24 protein-coding genes are annotated in these 25,307 nt (G+C 69.1%); 17 read left to right on the forward strand and 7 right to left on the reverse strand.

What is annotated here, in order from left to right; all coding sequences use genetic code 11:
• The first annotated feature begins 44 nt into the window (after positions 1 to 44).
• The 6 genes from ACEN2M_RS00070 to holA all read left to right on the forward strand — a co-directional run bounded on the left by ACEN2M_RS00070 (position 45) and on the right by holA (position 9,236).
• Positions 45 to 353 carry a hypothetical protein gene (locus ACEN2M_RS00070; protein WP_441646109.1) on the forward strand — a complete coding sequence of 103 codons (309 nt, stop codon included), beginning with the start codon at positions 45 to 47 and terminating at the stop codon, positions 351 to 353.
• Between the two features lie 62 nt (positions 354 to 415).
• Complete coding sequence (gene pabB / locus ACEN2M_RS00075) at positions 416 to 1,969, forward strand: aminodeoxychorismate synthase component I (protein WP_441646110.1); 1,554 nt, start codon at positions 416 to 418, stop codon at positions 1,967 to 1,969.
• Positions 1,970 to 2,061: 92 nt separating this feature from the next.
• Entirely contained in the window at positions 2,062 to 4,638 is a 2,577-nt protein-coding gene (gene leuS / locus ACEN2M_RS00080) for a leucine--tRNA ligase (RefSeq protein ID WP_441646602.1), read from the forward strand.
• Positions 4,639 to 4,745: 107 nt separating this feature from the next.
• Complete coding sequence (locus ACEN2M_RS00085; protein ID WP_441646111.1) at positions 4,746 to 5,492, forward strand: ComEA family DNA-binding protein; 747 nt, start codon at positions 4,746 to 4,748, stop codon at positions 5,490 to 5,492.
• Entirely contained in the window at positions 5,489 to 8,086 is a 2,598-nt protein-coding gene (locus ACEN2M_RS00090; protein WP_441646112.1) for a ComEC/Rec2 family competence protein, read from the forward strand. Before ACEN2M_RS00085 ends, ACEN2M_RS00090 begins: the two co-directional genes overlap by 4 nt.
• 106 nt (positions 8,087 to 8,192) lie before the next feature.
• Complete coding sequence (gene holA / locus ACEN2M_RS00095; RefSeq protein ID WP_441646113.1) at positions 8,193 to 9,236, forward strand: DNA polymerase III subunit delta; 1,044 nt, start codon at positions 8,193 to 8,195, stop codon at positions 9,234 to 9,236.
• A 22-nt stretch (positions 9,237 to 9,258) separates the two neighbouring features.
• Here the strand turns inward: holA and ACEN2M_RS00100 are convergent, their stop codons facing one another.
• From ACEN2M_RS00100 to ACEN2M_RS00120, 5 genes are all read right to left on the reverse strand, one after another.
• Complete coding sequence (locus ACEN2M_RS00100; RefSeq protein ID WP_441646114.1) at positions 9,259 to 9,945, reverse strand: hypothetical protein; 687 nt, start codon at positions 9,943 to 9,945, stop codon at positions 9,259 to 9,261.
• A 156-nt stretch (positions 9,946 to 10,101) separates the two neighbouring features.
• Positions 10,102 to 10,362, reverse strand: coding sequence for a 30S ribosomal protein S20 (rpsT, locus tag ACEN2M_RS00105; protein ID WP_441646115.1), 261 nt, complete (start codon positions 10,360 to 10,362; stop codon positions 10,102 to 10,104).
• A 119-nt stretch (positions 10,363 to 10,481) separates the two neighbouring features.
• Positions 10,482 to 11,249: an alpha/beta fold hydrolase gene (locus ACEN2M_RS00110; protein WP_441646116.1), complete on the reverse strand. Its 768-nt coding sequence runs from the start codon at positions 11,247 to 11,249 to the stop codon at positions 10,482 to 10,484.
• Positions 11,249 to 11,875: a response regulator gene (locus ACEN2M_RS00115; protein WP_441646117.1), complete on the reverse strand. Its 627-nt coding sequence runs from the start codon at positions 11,873 to 11,875 to the stop codon at positions 11,249 to 11,251. Before ACEN2M_RS00115 ends, ACEN2M_RS00110 begins: the two co-directional genes overlap by 1 nt.
• Positions 11,872 to 13,164, reverse strand: a complete 1,293-nt coding sequence (locus ACEN2M_RS00120; RefSeq protein WP_441646118.1) for a sensor histidine kinase — start codon at positions 13,162 to 13,164, stop codon at positions 11,872 to 11,874. Before ACEN2M_RS00120 ends, ACEN2M_RS00115 begins: the two co-directional genes overlap by 4 nt.
• Before the next feature lie 113 nt (positions 13,165 to 13,277).
• Here ACEN2M_RS00120 and lepA point away from each other — a divergent pair, with 113 nt between their 5' ends.
• The 3 genes from lepA to hemW are packed head-to-tail and all read left to right on the forward strand — an operon-like array spanning position 13,278 to position 17,010.
• On the forward strand, positions 13,278 to 15,131 hold the full coding sequence (gene lepA / locus ACEN2M_RS00125; RefSeq protein WP_441646119.1) for a translation elongation factor 4: 1,854 nt from the start codon (positions 13,278 to 13,280) through the stop codon (positions 15,129 to 15,131).
• Between the two features lie 5 nt (positions 15,132 to 15,136).
• Complete coding sequence (locus ACEN2M_RS00130; RefSeq protein WP_441646120.1) at positions 15,137 to 15,784, forward strand: DUF1990 family protein; 648 nt, start codon at positions 15,137 to 15,139, stop codon at positions 15,782 to 15,784.
• Positions 15,784 to 17,010 (forward strand): radical SAM family heme chaperone HemW, encoded by a 1,227-nt coding sequence (gene hemW / locus ACEN2M_RS00135; RefSeq protein ID WP_441646121.1) that lies wholly within the window; start codon positions 15,784 to 15,786, stop codon positions 17,008 to 17,010. The genes ACEN2M_RS00130 and hemW overlap by 1 nt, the downstream gene beginning before the upstream one ends.
• Before the next feature lie 27 nt (positions 17,011 to 17,037).
• Here hemW and ACEN2M_RS00140 read toward each other — a convergent pair whose 3' ends face one another.
• On the reverse strand, positions 17,038 to 17,412 hold the full coding sequence (locus tag ACEN2M_RS00140; protein ID WP_441646122.1) for a DUF4870 domain-containing protein: 375 nt from the start codon (positions 17,410 to 17,412) through the stop codon (positions 17,038 to 17,040).
• A 96-nt stretch (positions 17,413 to 17,508) separates the two neighbouring features.
• Positions 17,509 to 17,910, reverse strand: a complete 402-nt coding sequence (locus ACEN2M_RS00145; RefSeq protein ID WP_441646123.1) for a DUF4870 domain-containing protein — start codon at positions 17,908 to 17,910, stop codon at positions 17,509 to 17,511.
• A gap of 166 nt (positions 17,911 to 18,076) precedes the next feature.
• On the opposite strand from ACEN2M_RS00145, the gene hrcA reads away from it, so the two are divergent.
• The 8 genes from hrcA to era all read left to right on the forward strand — a co-directional run bounded on the left by hrcA (position 18,077) and on the right by era (position 25,189).
• Entirely contained in the window at positions 18,077 to 19,096 is a 1,020-nt protein-coding gene (gene hrcA, locus ACEN2M_RS00150) for a heat-inducible transcriptional repressor HrcA (protein ID WP_441646124.1), read from the forward strand.
• A 72-nt stretch (positions 19,097 to 19,168) separates the two neighbouring features.
• Positions 19,169 to 20,278 (forward strand): molecular chaperone DnaJ, encoded by a 1,110-nt coding sequence (gene dnaJ, locus ACEN2M_RS00155; protein ID WP_441646125.1) that lies wholly within the window; start codon positions 19,169 to 19,171, stop codon positions 20,276 to 20,278.
• Between the two features lie 14 nt (positions 20,279 to 20,292).
• Positions 20,293 to 21,054, forward strand: a complete 762-nt coding sequence (locus ACEN2M_RS00160) for a 16S rRNA (uracil(1498)-N(3))-methyltransferase (RefSeq protein WP_441646126.1) — start codon at positions 20,293 to 20,295, stop codon at positions 21,052 to 21,054.
• A 19-nt stretch (positions 21,055 to 21,073) separates the two neighbouring features.
• The gene (locus tag ACEN2M_RS00165; protein WP_441646127.1) at positions 21,074 to 21,436 is read left to right on the forward strand and encodes an HIT domain-containing protein; all 363 of its coding nucleotides are present in this window, start codon (positions 21,074 to 21,076) and stop codon (positions 21,434 to 21,436) included.
• A 64-nt stretch (positions 21,437 to 21,500) separates the two neighbouring features.
• Positions 21,501 to 22,514, forward strand: a complete 1,014-nt coding sequence (locus tag ACEN2M_RS00170) for a PhoH family protein (RefSeq protein ID WP_441646603.1) — start codon at positions 21,501 to 21,503, stop codon at positions 22,512 to 22,514.
• Entirely contained in the window at positions 22,511 to 22,978 is a 468-nt protein-coding gene (ybeY, locus tag ACEN2M_RS00175) for an rRNA maturation RNase YbeY (RefSeq protein WP_441646128.1), read from the forward strand. The genes ACEN2M_RS00170 and ybeY overlap by 4 nt, the downstream gene beginning before the upstream one ends.
• Positions 22,975 to 24,303 carry a hemolysin family protein gene (locus ACEN2M_RS00180; RefSeq protein WP_441646129.1) on the forward strand — a complete coding sequence of 443 codons (1,329 nt, stop codon included), beginning with the start codon at positions 22,975 to 22,977 and terminating at the stop codon, positions 24,301 to 24,303. The genes ybeY and ACEN2M_RS00180 overlap by 4 nt, the downstream gene beginning before the upstream one ends.
• The gene (era, locus tag ACEN2M_RS00185) at positions 24,287 to 25,189 is read left to right on the forward strand and encodes a GTPase Era (protein ID WP_441646130.1); all 903 of its coding nucleotides are present in this window, start codon (positions 24,287 to 24,289) and stop codon (positions 25,187 to 25,189) included. Before ACEN2M_RS00180 ends, era begins: the two co-directional genes overlap by 17 nt.
• Positions 25,190 to 25,307 lie beyond the last annotated feature (118 nt).

Raw genomic sequence — 25,307 nt, forward strand, 5'->3', positions numbered from 1 at the left:
GCCTCGCACCCCGGCGGAGCCCCCGGTAGGGCGCGCGCCGCCGCATGCTGATTCGGCGCCGGGCCGCCCTGCACCTGCTTTGGGCGATGCCCCTGGTCTTGTTGGTCAGCCTGCCCGCGCTCGCAATCGCCAGACTCAGCTGGTGCCCGTTCGGCGGGTGCCCTGGCTGGCAGGGCCCGTACCCCGGAGACACCGGCACGGCCGTCAACGCCTGCATCGCCGCGGCGATGGCCATGGCCCTGGCTCTCGCGCTCGTCCCTTGGCTCAGGCCGCACACCATCAGGATCGCCCTGGCCCTGATGACCGGTGCCTGTTGGGGTCTCCTCATCGCGCTTATCGCCCGCGAGCTGTAGCCACGGGACCGAGAACCGACCTGCCTCTCCGGGAGGCCGCTCGACGGCTCTAGGCTGGTGGGATGCCGTCGTCACCCAGCGTCCCACAACGGGACGTCACCGCGCCTTCGGCGCGGGTGCTGCCGGATGCGGTGTTCTCTCGCCGGCTGCCACACTGGATCGACCCGTCCGTGGCCTTCGACCTGCTGTACCGCGAGACCAGCCATGCCGTGTGGCTGGACGCCGGACCCGGCGCGACGGCCGGTGTGAGCTATCTGGCGGCCGCCCACGCGGGCTCTCGTTTCGTCACCGCCTCGGCTCGGACCGGAACGGTGACCTGCTCCCGGCCGCTCGACGCCCCCGATGTGGCCCGTACGACGGCCGGCAGTATTTTCGACTTCCTGCGTGCCGACCTGGATGCCGGCGCAGCTGCGTCGGCGGGCCGGACCACTCCGGACGATATCGGCTTCCGGCTCGGCTGGGTGGGCTGGTTCGGCTACGGGCTGGCACGGCCGGGAGAGGCCGAGAGTCCGCAGGACGGCACGGCAGCGCCGGCGGCCCCCGACGCAGCGCTGCTGTGGGTGGACCGGGCCATCGCCTTCGACCACGCCGCACGCACTGTCACGCTGATGGCCGGCGCCACGACGGGGGAACCGGCGGACGAGGTCGAGGCCTGGCTGCTCGATACCGCGTCACGGCTCGACGCCCGGCGACTCGCCGAGCAGCCCGCGGCTCCCCGGCCGGCCCAACCGCACATCCCGGCCGAGCCGCTCGAGGTGCGCTGGCGGCACGACGCGACGCAGTACGCCGGTCTGATCGACGCCTGCCAGGAGCGCATCGCGGCCGGCGACGCCTACCAGCTCTGCCTCACCAACGAGGTCACCGTGGCCGGCAGTTTCGACCCCCTCGCGGTGTACCGGCAGCTGCGGGCGGGCAGCCCGAGCCACCACGGTGGCCTGCTCAGGTTCGGCGAGCATGCGCTGCTGAGCGCCTCGCCGGAGGAGTTCCTCTCGGTGAGCTCGCAGGGGCGGCTGCGCACCCGTCCGATCAAGGGCACCAGGCCCAGGTCGTCCGACCCGGACACCGACCGGCTGCTCGCGGCCGAGCTGCTGGCCAGCGACAAGGAGCGGGCCGAGAACCTGATGATCGTCGACCTCATGCGCAACGACCTGGGCAGGGTCGCCGCTCTCGGCTCGGTCGCCGTGACGTCTCTGCTGCAGGTCGAGAGCTACCCCCACGTGCACCAGCTGGTCAGCACGATCGAGGCACGCCTCGCGCCGGGCCTGACCTTCGTGGACGCCCTCGAGGCGTGTTTCCCGGCCGGATCGATGACCGGGGCGCCCAAGGCCAGCGCCATGCGCATCCTGCGGGAGCTGGAGGGCGGTGAGCGCGGCGTGTACGCGGGCGCCTTCGGCTACCTCGGCAGTGACGGCGCCGTCGACCTGGCCATGGTCATCCGCAGCATCGTGCTGGCGCCCGACGGCGCGTCGATCGGCACCGGCGGAGGAATCACGGCGCTCTCGGTGGCCGCCGAGGAAATCGAGGAGACCAGAATCAAGGCCAGGGCCCTGATCGGTGCTCTCCAGGCCGCCGTTCCGCTGCCGGAACCGGCGGACGGCCAGGGTTTAGTAACCTAGGAGCTTGGGCGTCGCCTGCGGAGCACATCCGCGGTGTCGAACGCCACCTCACCACAATGAATGAGAGTCACGTGGCACACGAGCACGACACCATGTCCAACGGCCCCGAGGACGAAGACGGCTACAACTTCGCCGCCATCCAGGCCAAGTGGGCGCCGATCTGGGACGAGCTCGAGCCGTTCCGCACCAGTGACCCCGACGACACCCGCCCGCGCAAGTACGTGCTCGACATGTTCCCGTACCCGTCCGGCGACCTGCACATGGGCCACGCCGAGGTGTACGCGCTCGGTGACATCGTCGCCAGGTACTGGCGTCAGCAGGGCTTCAACGTGCTGCACCCCATCGGCTGGGACTCCTTCGGCCTGCCGGCCGAGAACGCAGCCATCAAGCGCGGCATCGACCCGCGCGGCTGGACCTACGACAACATTGCCCAGCAGAAGAAGAGCATGAAGCTGTACGCGGCCTCCTTCGACTGGTCCCGCGAGCTGCACACCAGCGACCCCGAGTACTACAAGTGGAACCAGTGGCTGTTCCTGCAGCTGTACAAGAAGGGCCTGGCCTACCGCAAGGACAGCTGGGTCAACTGGGACCCGATCGACCAGACCGTGCTCGCGAACGAGCAGGTCCTCGCCGACGGCACCTCCGAGCGCAGCGGCGCCGTTGTCGTGAAGAAGAAGCTCACCCAGTGGTACTTCAAAATCACCGACTACGCCGACCGCTTGCTCGACGACCTCAACCAGCTCGAGGGCACCTGGCCGGCCAAGGTGCTCAACATGCAGCGCAACTGGATCGGCCGCTCCATCGGCGCCGACGTCGACTTCACCATCGAGGGGCGCGAGAAGGCGGTCAGCGTCTTCACGACCCGCCCCGACACCCTCTTCGGGGCCACCTTCATGGTCGTCGCCCCGGATGCCGACCTGGCCGCAGAGCTCGTCGCTGACGCGTCTGTCGAGGTGCGAGAGCGTTTCGCGGAATACCTGGTGAAGGTGCAGAACAGCACCGAGATCGAGCGTCAGGCCACCGACAGGGAGAAGACCGGCGTCTTCCTCGAGCGGTACGCGATCAACCCGGCCAACGGCGAGCGCCTGCCGATCTGGGCCGCGGACTACGTGCTGGCCGACTACGGCCACGGCGCCGTGATGGCCGTGCCCGCCCACGATCAGCGCGACCTCGACTTCGCCCTGCGCTTCGACCTGCCGGTGCGCGTGGTCGTCGACACCACTGCATTGGTCACCGGGGTCATCCCGGTGATCACCCCGGGGATGCTGGACGGCTCCGAGGAACTGCCGTCGCTGGATTCCGACGCGCTCGACCCCGTGCAGACCCGCGTCGCCCTCACCGGCGAAGGTCGTCTGGTCAATTCCGGTGTCCTGAACGGTCTCACCAAGGCTCACGCCATCAAGCGGATGATCGATCAGCTCGCCGCCGACGGCACCGGCCGCGCCGCCAAGAACTACCGGCTGCGCGACTGGCTGATCTCCCGCCAGCGGTACTGGGGCACCCCGATCCCGATCATCCACGGCCAGGACGGCACCGAGATCCCGGTGCCTGAAGACCAGCTGCCGGTGCTGCTGCCGCCCACTGACGGCCTCGACCTCAAGCCCAAGGGAACGTCGCCGCTGGGCGGCGCGACCGACTGGGTGAACGTGGTCAACCCGATCGACGGCACCCCGGCCAAGCGTGATGCCGACACCATGGACACCTTCGTGGACAGCTCCTGGTACTTCCTGCGCTTCCTCAACCCCACCGACGACACCAAGGCCTTCGACCCGAAGGAAGCCGACAAGTGGGCGCCCGTCGACCAGTACGTCGGCGGTGTCGAACACGCCATCCTGCACCTGCTCTACGCCCGCTTCATCACCAAGGTGCTCTTCGACCTCGGCTACGTCACCTTCACCGAACCGTTCACGGCACTGCTCAACCAGGGCATGGTCATTCTGGACGGCGCCAAGATGAGCAAGAGCAAGGGCAACCTGGTGTACTTCACCGAGGAGGTCGACAAGTTCGGCGTCGACGCCGTGCGCCTGACCATGGCGTTCGCCGGCCCGCCGGAAGATGACATCGACTGGGCGGATGTGTCCCCGGTCGGTTCGGCGAAGTTCCTGGCCCGCGCCTGGCGGGTCGCCAGGGACGTCACCAGCACCCCCGATGTGGAATGGAAGACCGGGGACGCGGCGCTGCGCCGGGTCACCCACCGGTTCCTCGCCGACGCGCCGTCGTTGATCGAGGCGTTCAAGTTCAACGTCGTTGTGGCGCGCATGATGGAGCTCGTCAACGCCACCCGCAAGGTGATCGACACCGGCGCCGGCGCGGGCGACGCGGCCGTACGCGAGGCCGCGGAGGTCACGGCCATGGCCCTGAACCTCTTCGCTCCGTACACGGCGGAGGACATGTGGGAACGCCTGGGTTACGAGCCCTGCGTCGCGCTGGCGCAGTGGCGCAAGGCCGACCGCAGCCTGCTGGTCGCCGAGTCCGTGACGGCTGTCGTGCAGGTGGACGGCAAGGTCCGCGACCGGCTCGAGGTCTCGCCGAAGATCTCCGCCGGTGACCTGGAAGCCCTGGCCCGTGCCTCGGCCGCCGCGGTCCGTTCCATCGGCGACCGTGAGATTGTCAAGGTGATCGTGCGGGCGCCCCGCATGGTGAGCATCGTCACCAAGCCCTCCGCATAGCACCGCGCTAACGCCGGCCCCGCCTCCACAGCCGGGGCCGGCTGCCGCCCCGGCACAGGTTCCCGCGCGGGACCGGTGTGCGGGGCTGTTGTGTCTAGCCTGCCCGCATGGCCTTCGATCCCTTCAACAGTCTGGCTCCGTCGACCCGACCGACGAACGAGTACGACAGGGCGAGACCGGCCGGGCCCGGCCGGGCCCGGCTGCGTATCGGCGTGGGAGCGGCTGTCGTGCTGCTGCTGGCAGCACTCGGCGTCACCGTCACCGTCACGGCGATCGGTCAGGTGGGCCACAGCGTTCGGGTGCCGGAACTGCAAGCCGAGTCTGCCCCGGCGGCGTCATCTGACCCGTCCGGTGGCTCATCGGGTGGCCCCGGTGCGGATGCGGCCTCGCCGGGGGTCTTCGTGCACGTGCTCGGCGCCGTGCTGAACCCCGGGCTCTTCGAGGTGCACGAGGGTGCCAGGGTGGTCGACGTGGTCGCCGCCGCCGGTGGCCTGTTGCCCACGGCCGACGAGTCGGGGCTCAACCTGGCCAGAGAGGTGTCGGACGGCGAACAGCTCTATGTTCCGACGGCGGGCGAGGTGGTCGACGGCGCTCCGGCCGGAGCGCAGGGCTCCGGCGCCGCACCCGGCAGCCCGTCCGGCCCGGCGGGCTCAGGGGCGGTGCCGAAGGTGAACCTGAATTCGGCGACCGCCGCCGACCTCGACACCCTGCCGCGAATCGGGCCGGCGATGGCTCAGCGGATCCTGGACTACCGGGAGGCTGAGGGTCAATTCGGCAGTGTCGATGACCTGCGTAATGTGACCGGCATCGGCGACAAGACCTTCGCCGCGTTGAAGGACCTGATCACCGTATGAGCAGCGGAACGGCGCACGATCTGCGCCTGGTGCTGCCGGCCGTGGCCTGCTGGGCATCGGCAGGCCTGCTGGTGGCGCTGCCGGCCGCGGCGCCCGGCGTGGCGGCCCTTCTCGGCGGCAGCGCCGTGCTCCTGCTGGTGCCGGCCGTCCTGAGGGCCAGCCGGGTGTCGGGCACGATGCCGGGCCCTGGCCGGATCGGGCGACGTCGCCGAGGCCGGCGTGAGCATCCGGGCCGGGACCTCGGCAGCCGGGCCCTTGGAACCCTGGCCGTCTGCTGCGCGGCCGCGGCGCTGGCGGCGCTGACCGTGACGGTTCAGGCGCCGTCCAGGTATCCGGGCGCCGTGCGCACCCTCGTGGAGGGGCACGGTGAGGCGTCGGCAACGCTCACGGTGTGGTCGGCCCCGGTAGCGAGCACCGGCACGGCCATCGGCGGCGCGGCGCAGGTGCGGTTCAGGGCGACCCTCACCGCACTGTGGGATGCCGAACCTGACGCCGGCGGGACTCCCGGCGGGGCGAGAATGTCGGTGCCTGTCGTCGTGTTCGCTGATTCTCCCTCTGTCAATTCTCCGGCGGCCGATTCTCCCTCGGCCGATTCTCCGGCGGCCGATTCGGCCGACCCGGCAGCCGAGACCTCCGCCGGTGCACCGGCCGACGCGCGCGACGACCGTTCCGCAACCGACACCCCCGGCCCCCTATCGATCGGGGATGAGATCCGGTTGACCGGCACCCTGGCCCCGACCAGTCCAGGCGATGCCGCCGCCGCCCTGTTCTTCGGGCGTGGCGGCCCGGAGATCGTGCGTGCAGCGCCGTGGTGGCTGGACTGGGCCAACTCCTTGCGACACGGGTTTGCGGCTGCGGCCGGTGAGCTGCCCGGGGAGGGCGCCGGGCTGCTTCCCGGCCTGGCGATCGGCGACACCACCGGGGTCGGTGACGACCTCGACGACGCCATGAAGACGAGTTCGCTCAGCCACCTCACCGCAGTCTCCGGTGCCAATTGCGCGATCGTGCTGGCCCTGGTGCTGGTTCTCGCGGGTGCACTCGGCCTGAGCCGGGCGCTCAGGGTCGGAGCGGGCCTGGTGGTCCTGGCCGGTTTCGTGGTGCTGGTGACCCCGGAGCCCAGCGTGGTGCGCGCAGCCGCCATGGCGACGATAGTGCTGCTGTCCGGGTCGGTGGGGCGCCCGGGCCGGGGACTCGCGGCCCTGGCCCTTGCCGTGCTCTGCCTGCTCGTCTCCGACCCGTGGCTGTCGCGCAACTATGGTTTTGCCCTCTCGGTTCTCGCGACCCTGGGGTTGCTGGTGCTGGCTGGGCCCCTGGCCCGGCGGCTCAGCCGCTGGCTGCCCGCACCGCTGGCTACGGTCCTCGCGATCCCGCTGGCCGCCCAGCTGGCCTGTCAGCCCGTTCTGGTGCTGTTGAGCCCGACGCTTCCTGCCTACGGGGTGCCGGCGAACCTGCTCGCCGCTCCGGCCGCGCCCATCGCGACCATCGTCGGCCTGGCGGCGTGCCTGCTCCTGCCCTGGCTGCCCGCGCCCGCGATGGTGCTGATGTGGCTGGCCTGGCTGCCCGCGACATGGATAGCGGCGGTGGCCCAGACGACCACAGCCCTGCCCGGCAGTGCGCTCCCGTGGCTGGGTGGACCAGTCGGCGTTGCCCTGACCGTGGCCTGCACCGCAGCGATCCTGGTCCTGGTGGGGGTGCGAGGCCGCGGCCGGTCCGCCGGCCTGGCACGGCTGGCGAGCGGAGCACTGGTCGGTGTCACGGCGGGAGTCACCCTCGGCATCCTCGTGGGTACCGGACTGGGCCGGGCCCTGGTGTTCCCGGCGTCCTGGCAGATCGCCGCCTGCGATATCGGCCAGGGCGACGCAGTGCTGGTGCGGGATGAGTCGTCGGTGGCTCTCGTCGACGTGGGTCCTGAACCGGCTCTGCTGGCCGACTGCCTGGACACCCTCGGCATCGACAGAGTGGACCTGCTGGTGCTCACCCACTACGACCTGGACCACGTCGGTGGATTGGACGCGGTGATCGGCCGAGTGGACACGGCCCTGGTGGGAGCCCCGGAGAACAGCCAGGACGTGGCACTGCAGGGCCGGCTCACCGACGGCGGCGCGGAAGTGCGCGTGGCCGGCCGGGGTGAGCGCGGCACCCTCGGCACTCTGGCCTGGCACGTGCTGTGGCCGGTGCGGGGGTCGAGCTTCATGCCGACCGGCAACGCCGGCAGCATCGCCATGGTGTTCACCGGCGGAGGGATCAGATCGGTCTTCCTCGGAGACCTCGACGAGGAGGCTCAGGAGGCGGTGCGAGAGCTTGGACCGATCGGACCTGCGGACGTGGTCAAGGTTGCCCATCACGGTTCCCGTGACCAAAGCGCCGCCCTCTACGCCGAGCTCGGCGCGCGAGTCGGGGTGATCTCGGTGGGCGCGGACAACGGCTATGGGCATCCGACCCGGTCGCTGCTGGATTCCCTGACCGCCGCAGGCACTGTTGTGCTCCGCACTGACCTGCACGGCCTGACCGTGATAGCGCCGGATGTCCAGGCCGGGGGAGGGCTGCGGGTGTGGACGGAACGTGGCCGGGCCGATTCGACCGGGGCCGGTTGACAGCGTGTGGGGCGAGACCCTCTGCCGCAAATGGACGGCGGGCAGCTCCTTGGCGGGGGAGTGTCCGGGGCGCCGGTTAGGCTGGGTCTGTAGCGAAGGGAGCCGCGTGGCCGCACGAACAACCGCACAGGCACGAACCGGCAAACCGGCAGCAAAGGCCGGCGCGGCGAAGATCCCCCAGCTGGCCTGGCATCAGGTTCGACCGGCCCCCGTCGTGCTCGTCTCCGGCACCGAGACCTTCCTGGCCGAACGGGCCATCCGGTCGCTGCGGGACTTCCTCAAGCTGGAAGATCCCAGCCTTGAAGTCAGCGATATCCAGGCCGACAGTTATGCCCCGGGTGAGCTGCTCACCCTGGCCAGCCCGTCGCTTTTCGGCGAGCCTCGGCTGATTCGCGTCAGCAACGTGGAGAAGTGCAGCGACACCTTCCTCACCGAGGCCATCGACTACCTGCAGAACCCCGCAGACGACACCTACGTGGTGCTGCGCCACGGCGGCGGGGTGCGCGGCAAGAAGCTCCTGGACACCATCCGCAGCGGCGTGGGCGGTGCCGTCGAAGTGGTGTGCGCCGAGCTCAAGAAGGACTCGGACAAGCACGACTTCGCCACTGCCGAATTCCGCTCCGCGGGCAAGCGAGTCACCCCGAGCGCCCTACGGTCCCTGGTGGCCGCGTTCTCCGACGACCTGGCCGAACTCTCGGCCGCCTGCCAACAGCTCATCGCCGACACCGGCGCCGAGGTCACCGAGACGACCGTGGACCGCTACTACGGCGGTCGCGTCGAGACCAATGCGTTCAAGGTGGCGGACTCCGCCATCGCCGGCCGGTTGGGCGAGGCTCTGGTCACCCTGCGGCACGCGCTGTCCTCCGGAGCGGACCCGGTGCCGATCGTCGCCGCCTTCGCCAGCAAGATCCGCACGATGGCGAAGCTGTTCGGTGTGCGGGGCGGCACGGCTCAGCTCGCTGCCACCTACAGCCTCGCGCCCTGGCAGGTGGAGCGTGCCCAGCGCGACGGGCGCGGCTGGACCGACGAGGGGCTGGCGCGGTGCATCGTGATGCTCGCCGAGACCGACGCGGCCGTGAAGGGTGCCGGTCGGGATCCGGTCTTCGCCCTGGAACGGCTCGTCACGGTCATCGCCAAACGCGGTCAGTGACCGCGACTCTCGGCCGGCGGGCTCAGGGCTGGTCCGACACCGTGACGGAGCGACGGTTCAGGTAGATCCAGACGTCGTCGGTGTATTCGGGGTTGCCACAGGTCTGTGCATCCACCCTGACCGGCAGGATGGTCGAGGAGTCGATCAGATCGGACTGTGACGCCGTGCCGGCGAAGGATCCAGGCAGGGTCGGGCAGTATTCCAGCTGAACCCGGCCGGAGAGATCGGTGAACTGCACCATGATCCGCTGGGTCGGCCCAGGCAACATCACGGCGAGCACCACAGCCAGCGCGGCCAGGGCCAGCCCGACCACTCCCAGCACCGACCCGAGGATCGTCAACCCGCGTTCGGGCGGCGCCGTCTGCGCTGCCGGGGGCGCCGAGCCGGGCGATGCGGGGTATCGGGCGCCTGGCAGCGACGCCCCGAACAACACACAGGCCCCGGCCAGCACGAGCAGGAAGCCCAGCAGCGCGGCGAAGACCCAGGGGCCCAGGCCGGCATACGCCGTCACCTCGGGCGCGAACCTGAGCCCGAGCGCGATCACGGCCGCCGCCACCGCGAATGCCGCACCGAGGAAGCGCGCCTCCCGACGCCAGGCCGAGGGTTTCGCTGCTGGCGGCTGCTTGGGACCGGTGAGCTGGTAACGGCTCACCGATTGACCACCCGGCTGTGCGCCGTTCGGGTCCTGGCCGCTCTGTTCGCTCGTCACGACGCCACCATAGCGTCGGGCGAGATGCTCGGAAAGGCCCGACGCACCCGGCCCCGACGCAGAAAACCCCCGCCCAGGAGGGCGGGGGTATTTCTGTGGTGCGTCCAGCTGACTGAACAGCGCACGACCGGCTGACGCCGGCGTTGCGCGGGCAGGCTAGAGGGCGTTGACCGACTTGGCGATAGCGGACTTCTTGTTCGCTGCCTGGTTCTGGTGGATGACGCCCTTGCTGACGGCCTTGTCGAGCTTCTTGGAAGCCACGGCGAGGGCGGCGACAGCCTTGTCCTTGTCGCCGGCGGCGATCGCGGAGCGCGTGGTACGGATGGCCGTCTTGAACTCGCTCTTGACCGCCTTGTTGCGCTCCTGCGACTTCTTGTTCGTGAGGATCCGCTTGATCTGCGACTTGATATTTGCCACGTTTTATACGCTTTCGTTAGGTTCTTGTTCGGATGGGCCGCCCGGTGATAGAGGGCACCGTGCGGCGAAAATCGTGTGGGGTGGGACCCAACACGCAAGCCAACAGGCAACGATACCAGTTATCGGCCCGGATGGTTGACCGGATCGGGGGTGCTCTGGCCCAGATCGGCCTCGATCTCCTCGATGATCTGTCTGAGCACAGTATCAAACCCGTGCGGTCGGTGCAGGCTGACCAGATGTCCGGCTCCGGGGATCGTCAGGAGGGTGCCCCGCCTGGCCGCCAGGAGGAACCGTTTCTGGTGCAGGCGGAAATGGTCGTACGCTCCGTTGACCAGCCACACCCTGCCGGGAAACGCCCGCAGGTCGGCCAGCGGGGTCAGTGTGCCGGTCGCCCGGAGACCCGCGTCCATGACGTCGAGGGCGACACCGCCGGCGAGAACGTCCCCGACGCCGGCGGGCGGCAGCATCCGCTTGACCAGGAAGGTGTGCAACCAGAGCCCGCGGTCGGGCATCCGGTGAATGAGACCGGCCAGGCGCCGATACCCGCGCAGTCCCGGTCCGGTCGGCTCGAACGACGACCCGGCCGCAACCAGGCCAAGGACCCGGTCCGGGTGCCTGGCCGCATACGCGATGGCGAAGTATCCACCGAGCGACAGGCCGACCAGGAGCACAGGACCACCGAGCGCGTCCACCCCGGCGTCGATGACCGCGAGCGCCGTGTCGACGGTGAACGGTTGGCCCAGGCGGGTACCGTGTCCGGGCAGGTCAACGGCCAACACCGGGTGTCCCGCGGCCGCCAACCACTCCACCTGGTGCCGCCACATGCTGGCCGAGGTGCGGATGCCGTGCACGAGCAGCACCGGCACCGGCGAGCCGGCCGTGGGCATCAGGCGCCCCTGATGGTGCCGGACGCGCGGGCGCTGGCGACGGCGGAGGTGCGTGAGCCGACGCCGAGCTTGCCGAAGATGTGCACGAGGTGCGACTTCACCGTCGCCTCGCTGAGGAACAGGTCCTGGCCGATCTGGCGGTTGGAGCGGCCCGCCGCCACGAGTCCGAGCACCTCGACCTCCCGGGGAGACAACCGGCCCTCCGACACACGGGAGCGGCCGGCCAGCCGGGTCACGATGGCCGGGGCGAGAGCGCTCTGTCCCGCCGCCGCCGCCCGGACCGCCGCAACGAGCTCGGCCGGCGGGGCGTCCTTGAGCAGGTAGCCGCTCGCGCCCGCCTCGATGGCGCCGAGGATGTCGGCGTCGGTGTCGTAGTTGGTCAGGATCAGCACGTGCGGTGCTCCCGGAGCCGACCGCACCCGCCTGGTAGCTTCCGCTCCCTGCATCGAACCGCCGAATTGCAGGTCCATCAGCACGACGTCCACCCGGCCGCCGGCGGCCAGGGCGACGGCGTCCTCCGCGGTGCCGGCCTCCAGCTCGACAACCAGGTCGGGTTCGGCGCCGAGCAGGGCGCGGAGGCCGGCCCGCACCACGGGGTGGTCGTCGGCCAGGAGCACCCGGATCATGCCTGGACCTCGCGAATCGGGAACCTGACCGCGACGGCGGTGCCCTGGCCTGGCGCGGACTCCAAAACGAAGGTGCCCCCGAGTTGTTCCACCCGCTGCCGAATGGCGACGAGGCCGAACGAGTCCGGGCGCTCGGCCGCGGCCTCCGACACCGTGAAGCCGCGGCCGTCGTCGACGATGTCCAGGGCCACCTCGTCGGTCATGTAGCTCAGGGTCACCTCGGCGCGGCCGGCGCCGGCGTGCTGGGCGACGTTCGCGAGCGATCCCTGCGCGATGCGCAACAGAGTCGTCTCCAGCGGCATCGGCAGCACGGTCGGGTCGCCGGTCACGTGCAGGCTGACCCTGGTGGCCACCACGGTGCCGACCGCGGACCTGCCCGCCCCTCCGCCCGCCGCGGTGCGTTCGGCGGACGCGGCGAGCCTGGCGAGGGCGCCGGGCAGGCTCTGGGTCTCCAGCGCCGGCGGGGTGAGTTCGCGGATGAATCGGCGGGTCTCCGCCAGGTTGGCCGCCGCCGTGTCCCTGGCCAGGCGCAGGTGGTCCAGCGCCGCGGGGTCGCTCACCCGGCTCTCGGCGGCGTGCAACAGCATCTGGATGCTCGACAGGCCCTGCGCCACGGTGTCGTGGATCTCCCTGGCCAGCCGCTCGCGTTCGGCGAGGGTGCCCGCATCCCGTGCCGCGGCCGCCAGCTCGGAGCGGGTGGTCAGGAGATCTTCGATCAGGTGCTGCCGTTCGGCGGCCTCGCGCAATAGCGCCCGGTACCCCAACCCGACGGCCACCGCCACGGCCGCGCCGACAAGCGGGCCCAGGGTGGCGCCGAGGGCGAGGCCCACGTGGAGGCTCATCGACCAGATCGTCAACAGCACGCTCAGCATCACCAACGGGATGCCGGCGCGCAACGGGAGCACGTGCAATTGCAGGAAGAACAGCGGGAAGACTATGAACGCGGCATCAGGCGCCAACAGGGTGAGCGCGAGCCACTCCACCAGCAGCAGGGTCATCCACACCGTCACCAGCCAGGCCGACGGCCGGCGCCGGGCCAGCACGCTGCCGCCGGCGTAACTGGCGACAAAAAGGAGGGACAGCAGCACTACGACCCCGGTGTCCGGACCTGCACCCAGCAGGGCGCGCACGATGACGAGTCCGGTCAGCGCGACGATCAAGAGGTGCAGTCCGATGCGCAGCCCCGAGAACACCGGAGTCAGGGCCGAGTCCGGAAGCCCGTCGCCGATCCTGGCGGGCGGCATGGGATCCCGGCGGGCGGGTTGGGTGCGCAGGGCGATGGTGGACATGGTGCGCCCAGCCTAATCAGGCCAGCCGACAGCGTCATCAGTCGAATGGATGACCGCCCGCCAGCCCGGCGGGTCACCCCGACACCGCAGGGCATGGGAGAATTGGCCTCATCATGTCACCGAGAGCTCTCAAGGCGCTGGAACCGGCCGCCACCGCCCCCGCGTTCATCCGTAACTTCTGCATCATCGCGCACATCGACCACGGCAAGTCCACGCTGGCCGACCGGATGCTGCAGATCACCGGCGTCGTCGACGACCGCTCCATGCGAGCCCAGTACCTGGACCGCATGGACATCGAGCGCGAACGCGGCATCACCATCAAGAGCCAGGCGGTGCGGATGCCCTGGGAGATGGACGGCCAGACCTACGCGCTGAACATGATCGACACTCCCGGCCACGTCGACTTCACCTACGAGGTCTCCCGCAGCCTCGCCGCCTGCGAGGGCGCCATCCTGCTCGTCGACGCCGCCCAGGGCATCGAAGCCCAGACACTGGCGAACCTGTACCTGGCGTTGGAGAACGATCTCACGATCATCCCGGTGCTCAACAAGATCGACCTGCCGGCCGCCGACCCCGACAAGTACGCCAAGGAACTGGCCAGCCTGATCGGCGGCAGCCCCGACGACGTGCTGCGGGTCTCCGGCAAGACCGGCGTCGGCGTGTCCGAGCTGCTCGACCGCGCCACCTCGCTGATCCCGGCGCCGGTCGGCGACCCCAATGCTCCGGCCCGCGCCATGATCTTCGACTCGGTCTACGACAGCTACCGCGGCGTCGTCACCTACGTGCGCATGATCGACGGGCAGCTGAGCCCCCGCGAGAAGATCCAGATGATGTCGACCCGCGCCACCCACGACATCCTCGAGATCGGCGTCACCAGCCCCGAACCCACGCCCAGCAAGGGCCTGGGCGTCGGCGAGGTGGGCTACCTGATCACCGGCGTGAAGGACGTGCGCCAGTCCAAGGTCGGCGACACCGTGACCACCGCCATGAAGCCGGCCACCGTCGCCCTGCCCGGATACACCGAGCCCAAGCCCATGGTGTTCTCCGGCCTGTACCCCATCGACGGCAGCGACTACCCGGCCCTCCGCGAAGCCCTCGACAAACTCAAACTCTCGGATGCGTCACTCGTCTACGAACCCGAAACCTCCGTGGCCCTCGGCTTCGGCTTCCGCTGCGGCTTCCTGGGTCTCCTGCACCTGGAAATCATCACCGAGCGGATCGACCGGGAATTCAACCTCGACCTGATCACCACCGCGCCCAGCGTGATCTACGAGGTCACCACCGACGACAAGAAGACCGTCACTGTCACCAACCCGAGCGAGTTCCCCAACGGCAAGATCGCCGTCGTGGAGGAGCCCATCGTCAAGGCCGCGATCCTCGCCCCCAAGGACTACGTCGGCGTGATCATGGAACTCTGCCAGGGCCGGCGCGGCACCCTGCTCGGCATGGAGTACCTGGGCGAGGACCGGGTCGAGATCCGTTACACCATGCCGCTGGGCGAGATCGTGTTCGACTTCTTCGACCAGCTCAAGAGCAAGACCGCCGGCTACGCGTCGCTGGACTACGAGCCGATCGGCTCCCAGGAGGCCGACCTGGTCAAGGTCGACATCCTGCTGCAGGGCGAACAGGTCGACGCCTTCAGTGCCATCGTGCACCGCGACAAGGCCTACGACTACGGCGTGCTGATGACCGGCCGGCTGCGGAAGCTCATTCCGCGCCAGCAGTTCGACGTGCCCATCCAGGCCGCCATCGGCGCCCGGATCATCGCCCGCGAGTCCATCAGCGCCATCCGCAAGGACGTGCTGGCCAAGTGCTACGGCGGTGACATCTCCCGTAAGCGCAAACTGCTCGAGAAGCAGAAGGAAGGTAAGAAGCGCATGAAGATGGTCGGTCGGGTCGAGGTTCCGCAGGAGGCCTTCATCGCCGCTCTCTCCGGCGACGAGCCGGCCAAGAAGGAAAAGAAGTAACACCGATGCGCCGCTCGACCTTCACCGACGCCGCCGTGACCTACGCCGCCATCGGCGGCACCCTCGCGCCCGACCTGATGCGCTACCCGCCCAAGGGGCACCGCCCGCTCGAGCGCACTGTGCGCCTGGGTAGCGGGGAGGAGCGTTTCAGGGTCGCCACGACAGCGCTGATGACCTGGGGCGTGCAACGCGGCTCGGGTATCGACGTCACCGACCTCGATGCCGGTACCGGCGTGCAGTACACCGGCATCGTCTTCACCGACGAGGGAACGCCGGCGCCCAACCAGGAGCACCCGGTGAACGAGGCGACCTTCGCCGAGGACGGCACCCCGTTCATCAGCAACGGCATGACCGCGGTCCTGAAAATCCCGAACGGTCCGTTCACCGTCGCGGCGCCGGTGCGTGTCGTCTACGTCATCGACGAGGTCGACAAGATCGGCTTCGCCTACGGCACCATGCGCGGGCACCCGCAGAACGGCGAGGAGTGTTTCATCGTCGACCGGCGCGCCGACGACTCCGTCTGGCTCACCATCCGCTCGTTCTCGCGCCCCAGCGCCTGGTATTACCGACTGGCCTGGCCCATCCTGCGCTTCCAGCAGGAGCGCTACACCCGCAAGTACCTGCTCGCCCTGCACCCCGTCGGAATGGGCTGATGGCCGGACCGCACCCGGTCGGTGATCCCGCACCGTTGGACGGCCTGATCCCGGCATCGGCCGCCAACGGCGCCGCAGAACGCGACTTCGGCGTGTACCTGCACGTGCCCTTCTGCAAGGTGCGCTGCGGCTATTGCGACTTCAACACCTACACCGCCACCGAACTGCGCGGCGTGAAGCAGAGCGACTACGCCAGCCAGGCGGTGCTCGAGGTCGAGTCCGCCGCCCGCATCCTGGCCGAGTCCGGTGTGCCGGCGCGGCCGGCCGCCACGGTCTTCTTCGGCGGCGGCACGCCCACGCTGCTGCCCGCAGAGCACCTGGTGCGCATGCTGCACTCCGTGCGCGACACCTTCGACATCGTCCCCGGCGCCGAGATCACCACCGAGGCCAACCCGGACTCCGTCGACCTGGCCTACCTGCGCCAGCTCAAGCAGGCCGGTTTCACCCGGGTGTCCTTCGGCATGCAGTCCGCCGTGCCGCGGGTGCTGGCCACCCTGGAGCGCACGCACGACCCCGAACGGGTTCCGCTCGTCGTGGCCTGGGCGCGCGAGGCCGGCCTGGACGTGAGCCTCGACCTGATCTACGGCACGCCGGGGGAGACCATCGGGGACTGGCGGGCCAGCCTCGACGCCGCCATCGGCCAGCAGCCCGACCACATCAGCGCGTACTCGCTGATCGTGGAAGACGGCACCAAGCTGGCCAGGCAGATCCGCCGCGGCGAGCTCGTGCAGCCCGACGAAGACCTGCAGGCCGACTTCTACGAACTCGCGGATGCGCGCCTGGCCGAGGCCGGCTACAGCTGGTACGAGGTCAGCAACTGGTCGCGCGGCCCCGAGCACCGCTCGAAGCACAACCTGTCGTACTGGCGGAGCGAGGACTGGTGGGGCGTCGGCCCCGGAGCGCACAGCCACATCGGCGGTGTGCGCTGGTGGAACGTCAAGCACCCGGCCGCGTATGCGGACCGGATTCTGGCCGGCCACTCACCGGCTGCCGGCCGGGAGACCCTGGATTCCGCCACCCGGGAGACCGAGCGGGTGCTGTTGTTGACCAGGATCCGCGAGGGCATCCCGGTTTCGACTCTCTCACCGCTCGGCCGCCGCGAGGTGGCCGGCCTGATCAACGATCAGTTGATCGACGGCCGGGCCGCCATCGCCGGGAACATCGAACTGACCCTGACGGGCCGGCTGCTCGCCGACGCCGTTGTTCGTCGGCTCCTCACGGACTGACCGGCCGGGCAGACGCCCGGTCGAGGGCTAGCTGAGGAACTTGATCGTGAGCGGGTAGGAGTACCACTCGCCCTTGTTCGCGGCGACGGCGGCGATGATGCTGAAGACGATGTTCAGGATGCCGGCGGCGGCCAGGATCAGGACGCCGATGCCGATGACGGTGAGGATTCCGCCGACGAAGTACGCGATGGCAATGGTGATCTGGAAGTTCAGGGCTGTCGCGGAGTGCGCACGGATGAACGGGCCACGATCCTTCAGCACGATGTAGCCGATCAGGGCGGGCAGGAAGCTGAAGATGATGCCGCCGATGTGGATCAAGGTTGCCCAGAGCTTTTCGTCGGCGGGGCTCAGCTGGCTCGGCGCCTGGTACGGGGTGGCGGGGGGAGGCGTGGCCTCTGACATTGGATCTCCTTTATGGACTCCGGCGGTCAGGCCGGCGGGTGACGGGTGTGACTGTCACCAGAGTAGCGCCGGTGCGCTCATCCGGCCGCGTCCAAACTAGCTGATCAGGCGGAGGGAGAACGGGTAACGGTACGGCTTGCCGTCCTTGGCGCTGAGATAGCCCATCACCGAGAAGATCGCCCCGATCAACCACAGCACCCAGGTCAGCGAGGAGAGCACCGACAGCAGGCCGAAGGTGAGCAACGCCAGGATCGTGGTGGCCAGGTTGATGGCGACGTAACCGATGAGCAGCGTCAGCTGGAAATTCAGTGCCTCCTTGCCCTCACCGTTGGTGAACGACCCGCGGTCCTTGAAGACCAGCCAGATGATCAGGGCGGGCGGAAACGAGAGAATGCCGCCCAGGTGGGCGAGGGACGCCCACAGGCGGTCCTGTTCGGGGGAGAGCGGTGCTCCCGCCGCCGGCGTGCTCGATGGTTCCTGTCTCGGGGGATAGCTCATGGGAATGCCCTTCGTTGAACCGGTGCAGCGGACGCCACTCCCACGCTAGTGCCCTAAATCGTGCGGGAGCAATGGGTATCCCCACCACCCGCGATATGATTAGCAGTCAAACAACGAGAGTGCCAGTGAACTGCCGGCACACCGGGTATGAGGAAGGCGGACGATCATGGTGTCAGATCGCAGCCTCGAGGTGCTCCGCGTCATCGTTCAGGACTACGTCGCCTCCCGCGAACCCGTCGGCTCGAAGTCCATCGTTGACAGGCACGCTTTTGGGGTCTCTGCCGCCACGATCCGCAATGACATGGCCCTTCTCGAAGAAGAAGAGCTGATCGTCGCCCCGCACACGTCGTCGGGCCGCATTCCCACCGACAAGGGCTACAGGTTGTTCGTCGACCACCTCGCCGACCTCCGCCCGCTCACCGTCGCTCAACGGCAGGCCATCGAGGTGTTCCTCGGCCAGTCCGCCGACCTGGACGAAGTCCTCGCCCGCAGCGTGCGACTGCTGTCGCAGCTCACCCACCAGGTGGCCCTGGTGCAGTACCCGTCGCTATCCCGCGCCACGGTGCGCCACATCGAACTCGTGCCACTGAGCGACACCCGGGTGCTTTCGGTTCTGATCACCGATTCCGGGCGCGTCGAACAGCGGGTCGTCGAACTGTCCCGCTCGCTCGACGAAGCCGCGCTGGCCGAACTCCGCTCCCGGCTGAACGCCGTCGTGGGCGGACTGGGCATGAGCGAGGCCGCCACGGCCCTCACCGGCCCGACGGGCCTCGGCCCGCCGGAGTTCCAGGACCTGATCGACCTGATCACCGGCACCCTGCGGGACCAGGTCGGCGCCAACCGGCAGGACCGGCTGGTCATGGCGGGTGCCGCGAACCTGGTGCGCACCGAAGACGACTTCAGCGGCAGCATCTACCCCGTGCTCGAGGCCATCGAGGAACAGGTGGTGCTCTTGCGCCTGTTCGGCGAGATGGCCACTGACCAGCACGGCGTGTCGGTGAGCATCGGTCGCGAGAATGCGCCGTTCGGCCTCGGCGAGACGTCCGTGCTCACCAGCGGCTACACCTCCAGGGGCGACGCGGCCCGCCTGGGTGTGCTCGGCCCCACCCGCATGGATTACTCCAACAACATGGCGGCCGTCCGGGCCGTCGCCCGGTATCTCTCGCGCCTCCTCGGCGAGAATTAGCCGCCCCACACACCTCACCGGCACGAATCCATACCCCCAAGACCGCACGCACAACCCCAAGGAGAGCCAGCTTTGGCTGACCACTACGAAGCACTCGGCGTCGCCCGCGACGCCAGCACCGACGAAATCAAGAAGGCGTACCGCAAGCTCGCCCGCCAGTTGCACCCCGACGTGAACCCGGGCGCGGAGGCGTCCGAACGGTTCAAATCCGTCACGCACGCCTACGACGTGCTCTCTGATCCCAAGCAGCGCCAGAACTACGACCGCGGCGGCTCGGGCAGCCCGGGCCAGGGCGGCGGCTTCGACGCCGGCAACTTCGGCGACATCTTCGAGACCTTCTTCGGCGGCGGCGGCGGCGGCAGCCGCGGGCCCAGGTCCCGGCGCGAGCGCGGCCAGGATGCCCTCATCCGCGTCGAGCTCGACCTCGACGAGGTCATCTTCGGTACCCACCGCGACATCGAGGTGGACACCGCCATCGTCTGCGCCACCTGCTCAGGCACCTGCTGCCAGCCCGGCACCTCACCGGTCACCTGCGACATCTGCCACGGCACCGGCAGCATCCAGCGCGCCGTGCGTTCGCTGCTCGGCAACGTCATGACCTCCAGCCCGTGCGGGTCCTGCCGGGGTTACGGCACCATCATCGCCACCCCCTGCGTCACCTGCCAGGGACAGGGCCGCGTGCGGGCCCGCCGCACCGTTCCGGTCGACATCCCCGCCGGCGTCGACACCGGACTTCGCCTGCAGATGCCCGGCAGTGGCGAGGCCGGCCCGGCCGGAGGACCGAATGGCGACCTGTACCTCGAAATGAAGGTGCGCCACCACGACGTCTTCAGCCGCGACGGCGACGACCTGCTCTGCACCCTCGAGGTGCCCATGACCGACGCGATCCTGGGCGCCACGGCCACGGTGAAGGCTCTCGACGGTGACATCGAGGTGGAGCTGCGCCCCGGCGTGCAGGCCGGCGAGATCCTCACGGTCAAGGACCGCGGCGTGACCAGGCTCCGCGGCAACGGCCGCGGCGACCTGCGGGTGGGCGTGCAGGTTCTCACCCCCACCAAGCTCGACCACAAGGAGCGGGAACTGATCGAGGCGTTCGCCGCCAGGCACAAGGTTCCGGCGCCTGCCCTCAGCCAGTTCCAGCAGGGCCTGTTCGCGAAACTCCGCGACAGGTTCCTGGGCTAGGTCCACCGCTGACGATGGCGCATTTCTTCCTGTCGGAGACCCTCGGCACGTCCGCGGACGGTGTCACCAGCCGGGACCCCGTAGCCGGGGAAACGGTGAGCGTGACCGGCGCCGAAGCCAAGCACGCCGTCACCGTGAGCAGGGTGCGCCCAGGCGAGACCCTGCTGCTGGGTGACGGCGCGGGCCTCGTGCTCGGCGTCACGGTTCTCACGGCCGAGCCGGCCGAGCTCACCGCCAGGGTGGACACCGTCCGGCGGACCCCACCGGCGACGCCGCGCATCCTGCTCGTGCAGGCCCTGGCCAAGGGCGACCGCGACGAGCTCGCGGTGCAAGCCGCCACCGAGCTCGGCATCGACGGCGTCATCCCGTGGGCCGCCGCCCGGTCGGTTGCCCGTTGGGAGGGCGTCAAGATCGCCAAGGGGCAGGCGCGCTGGAGCGCCATCGTGCGTGAAGCCAGCAAGCAGTCCATCCGACCGTGGCTGCCCACGGTGTTGCCGCTGACGAGCACGAAACAGCTGACCGCTCTCGCCGCGACCACCCGGATGCTGCTGCTCGAGCCGACCGCAGAGCTCAGACTGACCGCGGTCGGCATTCCCACCGACGACCGGGACATTGTCCTGGTGGTGGGCCCCGAGGGCGGCATCGCCCCCAGCGAACTCGACGTGCTCGAGCAGGCCGGTGCCAGCCGGGTGCGCCTGGGCGACACCGTGCTGCGTACCTCGACGGCCGGCCCCGCCGCCGTCGCCATTCTGAACGCAACACTCGGCCGCTGGTAGGAACGCTTAAGATAGAACCATGGCTTCCTCCGGTGCAGAACCCACGATCTTCTCTCGCATTGCCGCGCGCGAGATTCCGGCGACCATCGTCGCGGAAACCGACCACATCATCGCCTTCAACGACATCGCCCCGCAGGCGCCCGTGCACGTCGTCGTGACCACGAAGAGCCAGCAGTACCGGAACGTCGGCGAGCTGGCGGCGGGGGACCCCGGACTCCTGGCCGAGCTGATCGCCGTGGCCGGCCGGGTGGCAGACGAGCACTGCGCCGGCGAGTACCGCCTGATCTTCAACACCGGCGCCTCCGCCGGCCAGACCGTCTTCCATGTGCACGCCCATGTCCTCGGCGGCGTTCTTGCGGAGGGCACGCTTGCTGCCCTCTGACGCCGAGGCTCCGGGCGGCGGCACGCCCGGCGTGGTGCGCAAGCTCCTCGTCGACGGCGTGGCCATGGTGCGCCTGCTCGGCCCGCAGGATCGGTTCCTCAGCACCATTGAGAAGGAATACCCCACCGTGGTCGTGCACGTGCGCGGCAATGAAGTCACCCTGTCCGGACCGCCCGCCGCCGTCGACGCTGTGGAGCGCTTGATCGAAGAACTGCAGATGCTGCTGCGCACCGGGGCCGACCTCGGTGACACCGAAGTGAGCACATCGGCCAGGATGCTCGGGGCCGACAGCAGCGCCAGCCCGTCGACTGTGCTCGGCCAGGCCATCCTCACCTCACGCGGCCTCACGGTGCGTCCCAAGACGCTCGGGCAGAGCAATTACGTGAACGCGATCGACGAGAACGCCATCGTCTTCGGCATCGGACCGGCCGGAACCGGCAAGACCTACCTGGCCATGGCCAAGGCCGTCCAGGCCCTGCAGCGCAAGGAGGTCGACCGGATCATTCTCACCCGTCCGGCCGTCGAAGCCGGCGAGCGGCTGGGCTTTTTGCCGGGCAGCCTCACCGACAAGATCGACCCGTACCTGCGGCCGCTCTACGACGCCCTGTTCGAGATGATGGACCCCGAGCTGGTGCCCAAGCTCCTTGCCGCGGGCACCATCGAGGTGGCCCCACTGGCCTACATGCGCGGCCGCACCCTCAATTCGGCCTTCATCGTGCTCGACGAAGCACAGAACACCACTCCCGAGCAGATGAAGATGTTCCTCACCCGCCTCGGGTTCGGGTCCCAGATGGTGGTCACTGGCGACATCACCCAGGTCGACCTGCCCGCTGGCGCCAGCGGACTCCGCCTGGTCACCAAGGTCCTCGACGGCATCGACGACATCGCCTTCGTACGGTTGACCAGCGCCGACGTCGTGCGCCACAGCCTCGTCGGCCGCATCGTCGACGCCTACACCGAATACGACGCGCAGAAGCAGGCCCAACGCTACGAAAGCGACCAGGCCCGCGACTTCGCCTCCCGCGCTCCGCACCAGGGGAATCCGCGCGATCGCACCCCGAAACGGAGATCCAGTTGAGCATCGAAATCAACAACGAGTCGGCCATCCCGGTCGACGAGGCAACCATCCAACGGCTCGCCGCGTTCGCGCTGGACACCATGCACGTGCATGCCGATGCCGAACTTGCCATCGTCCTCGTCGACGAGGGCGCCATGGAGCAGCTGCACGTGCAGTGGATGGACGAGCCGGGTCCCACCGACGTGCTGAGCTTCCCGATGGACGAACTGCGGCCGGGCACCGAGGACGCGCAGACCCCACCCGGTCTGCTCGGCGACATCGTGCTGTGCCCGCAGGTGGCGCAGGGCCAGGCCGAGACCGCCGGCCACAGCACTCTCGACGAACTGCTGCTTCTCACCGCCCACGGCGTGCTGCACCTGCTGGGTTTCGACCATGCTGAACCCGACGAGGAGAAGGAGATGTTCGGCATCCAGCGCGACATCCTGATCGGCTTCGCCATGCAGGAACGACGCCGGCCCCGATGATCGTCGGGTGGTTCCTCACCGCCGCCATCCTGCTGGTCGCTTTCGGCGGGCTGATGGCCGCGGTCGACGCGGCGATCGTGTCGCAGTCCAGGGCCGACATCGCCGAGCTGGCCGATGAGTCGCGCTCCAAACGGTCACTGCGTGCGATAGCCGCAGACACCGGCGCGCATCTGAACGCCATCAACTTCGTGCGCATCATCGCGGAGACCACCGCGGCGGTCTTGGTGACCCTCGTCTTCGCCACCACCATCGACCAGATCTGGCTGGCGCTGTTGCTGTCCGCCCTGCTGATGACCGCGGTGTCCTTCGTCCTGGTCGGGGCGAGCCCCCGCAGCGTCGGCCGGGCGCACCCGCGGACGCTGCTGCGACTCACGGCCGTGCTCGTGCACTTCCTCAGGGTGCTGCTCGGACCTGTCGCGAATGCGCTCGTCGCGCTCGGCAACCGGGTCACTCCCGGCCGCAGCCGGCTCGCCACGTTCACCTCGGAGGATCAGCTGCTCAGCATGGTCGACGAGGCCACAGAGCTCGACGTGATCGAGGAAGACGACCGCGAGCTGATCCACTCGATCTTCGAGTTCAGCGAAACCGTCGTGCGCGAGGTCATGATCCCGCGCACCGACATGGTCACCATCGACGCCGATGCCACGGTCGGCGCGGCCATGGGGCTGTTCCTGAGCAAGGGCTTCTCCAGGGTCCCGGTCGTCGACGGCGAAGTCGACGACGTCATCGGCATCCTCTACCTGCGCGACGTGGCCAGGCTGGTCTACGAGCGTCCCCGCAACCTGGAGACCCTGCTGGTGGGCGAACTCGCCAAGACCGCCCAGTTCGTGCCGGAGTCCAAGAAGGCTGACGCGTTGCTGCGCCAGATGCAACTTGAATCGAACCACCTCGCCATGGTCGTCGACGAGTACGGCGGCATCGCCGGGCTGGTCACGCTCGAGGACCTGATCGAGGAACTCGTCGGCGATATCTCCGACGAGTACGACCGCGATGTCGTGGAGATCGAAGACCTTGGGTCGGGACGGTTCAGGGTCAGCGCCCGCCTGCCCGTCGACGAACTCGGCGAACTTTTCGACCTCGAACTCGACGACGACGAGGTCGACTCCGTCGGCGGCCTGCTGGCCAAGGTGCTCGGCCGGTTGCCGGTCGCCGGTTCCGAGGCCAGGACCAGCGGGTTGATCCTCACCGCCGAGCGCACCGAGGGAAGACGTAAACGAATCAGCACAGTGCTGGTCGAACCAGACACGGCGTTGAGAGACGCCCAGTCCGCATTCCTGGGGATGCCGGACACCGAAGGAGCACACGGCAATGACACAAGAACCTGATTTCAGGGCGGGGTTCGTATCCTTCGTCGGGCGCCCCAACGTGGGCAAGTCCACCCTGACGAACGCTCTGGTGGGGGAGAAGGTCGCGATCACTTCGTCGAAGCCGCAGACCACCCGTCGGGCCATCCGCGGCATCGTGCACCAGAAGAACGGCCAGCTGATCCTGGTCGACACCCCCGGCATCCACCGCCCCCGCACGCTGCTCGGCGAGCGGTTGAACAGCCTCGTGCAGTCCACGCTCAGCGGTGTCGACGTCGTCGGCCTGTGCATCCCGGCGAACGAACCGATCGGCCCCGGCGACAAGTTCATCAACGAGCAGCTGGACAACTTCCCGCGCGCCAAGAAGGTGGCCATCGTCACCAAGATCGATATGTCTTCCAAGACCAGCGTGGCCAACCAGCTGCTGGCGGTCTCGCAGCTTCGCGACTGGGAGGCCATCGTGCCGATCTCGGCCACCAGCAGGATCCAGCTCGATGTGCTCAGCAGCGAGCTGCTGCGCCTGCTGCCGCTCAGCGACGCTCCGCTGTACCCCGCGGATGCCGTGACGGACGAGAGCCTGGAATCCCGGATTTCGGAGTACATCCGGGAGGCGGCGCTCGAGGGGGTCACCGACGAACTGCCGCACTCGATCGCCGTGACGATCGACGACATCATCGAGCGTGACGACCAGGAGCTGGTGGAGATCTACGCCAACCTCTTCGTGGAGCGGGACAGCCAGAAGGGCATCATCATCGGTCATTCCGGCAGCCGGCTCAAGGATGTGGGCATGCGCGCGCGCAAGCAGATCGAGCCCCTGATCGGCAAGCGCGTGTTCCTCTCGCTGCGGGTGAAGGTGGCCAAGGAATGGCAGCGGGACCCGAAGCAGCTCGGTCGCCTGGGCTTCTAGCGCGGCCTGTCACCGGGGCATCGGTCGGTGCCGCGCCCCGAGCCCGGGTGCGGCGCCCACTGGTCGACCCCGCCCAGACCCCGCACGCTGACCTCGACACGCCCACTTTGTCGGTCGG

Origin of the sequence: Cryobacterium sp. W22_MBD10_FK3 (assembly GCF_052113745.1) — a bacterium.
GTDB lineage: Bacteria > Actinomycetota > Actinomycetes > Actinomycetales > Microbacteriaceae > Cryobacterium.

Bases quoted from the DNA above. Each gene is read 5' to 3' on its own strand.
- ACEN2M_RS00070 (WP_441646109.1), top strand. From the start codon at position 45: ATGCTGATTCGGCGCCGGGCCGCCCTGCACCTGCTTTGGGCGATGCCC.
- pabB (WP_441646110.1), top strand. From the start codon at position 416: ATGCCGTCGTCACCCAGCGTCCCACAACGGGACGTCACCGCGCCTTCG.
- leuS (WP_441646602.1), top strand. From the start codon at position 2,062: ATGTCCAACGGCCCCGAGGACGAAGACGGCTACAACTTCGCCGCCATC.
- ACEN2M_RS00085 (WP_441646111.1), top strand. From the start codon at position 4,746: ATGGCCTTCGATCCCTTCAACAGTCTGGCTCCGTCGACCCGACCGACG.
- ACEN2M_RS00090 (WP_441646112.1), top strand. From the start codon at position 5,489: ATGAGCAGCGGAACGGCGCACGATCTGCGCCTGGTGCTGCCGGCCGTG.
- ACEN2M_RS00110 (WP_441646116.1), bottom strand. From the start codon at position 11,249: ATGCCCACGGCCGGCTCGCCGGTGCCGGTGCTGCTCGTGCACGGCATC.
- ACEN2M_RS00115 (WP_441646117.1), bottom strand. From the start codon at position 11,875: ATGATCCGGGTGCTCCTGGCCGACGACCACCCCGTGGTGCGGGCCGGC.
- ACEN2M_RS00120 (WP_441646118.1), bottom strand. From the start codon at position 13,164: ATGTCCACCATCGCCCTGCGCACCCAACCCGCCCGCCGGGATCCCATG.
- lepA (WP_441646119.1), top strand. From the start codon at position 13,278: ATGTCACCGAGAGCTCTCAAGGCGCTGGAACCGGCCGCCACCGCCCCC.
- ACEN2M_RS00130 (WP_441646120.1), top strand. From the start codon at position 15,137: ATGCGCCGCTCGACCTTCACCGACGCCGCCGTGACCTACGCCGCCATC.
- hemW (WP_441646121.1), top strand. From the start codon at position 15,784: ATGGCCGGACCGCACCCGGTCGGTGATCCCGCACCGTTGGACGGCCTG.
- ACEN2M_RS00140 (WP_441646122.1), bottom strand. From the start codon at position 17,412: ATGTCAGAGGCCACGCCTCCCCCCGCCACCCCGTACCAGGCGCCGAGC.
- ACEN2M_RS00145 (WP_441646123.1), bottom strand. From the start codon at position 17,910: ATGAGCTATCCCCCGAGACAGGAACCATCGAGCACGCCGGCGGCGGGA.
- hrcA (WP_441646124.1), top strand. From the start codon at position 18,077: ATGGTGTCAGATCGCAGCCTCGAGGTGCTCCGCGTCATCGTTCAGGAC.
- ACEN2M_RS00160 (WP_441646126.1), top strand. From the start codon at position 20,293: ATGGCGCATTTCTTCCTGTCGGAGACCCTCGGCACGTCCGCGGACGGT.
- ACEN2M_RS00165 (WP_441646127.1), top strand. From the start codon at position 21,074: ATGGCTTCCTCCGGTGCAGAACCCACGATCTTCTCTCGCATTGCCGCG.
- ACEN2M_RS00170 (WP_441646603.1), top strand. From the start codon at position 21,501: ATGGTGCGCCTGCTCGGCCCGCAGGATCGGTTCCTCAGCACCATTGAG.
- ACEN2M_RS00180 (WP_441646129.1), top strand. From the start codon at position 22,975: ATGATCGTCGGGTGGTTCCTCACCGCCGCCATCCTGCTGGTCGCTTTC.
- era (WP_441646130.1), top strand. From the start codon at position 24,287: ATGACACAAGAACCTGATTTCAGGGCGGGGTTCGTATCCTTCGTCGGG.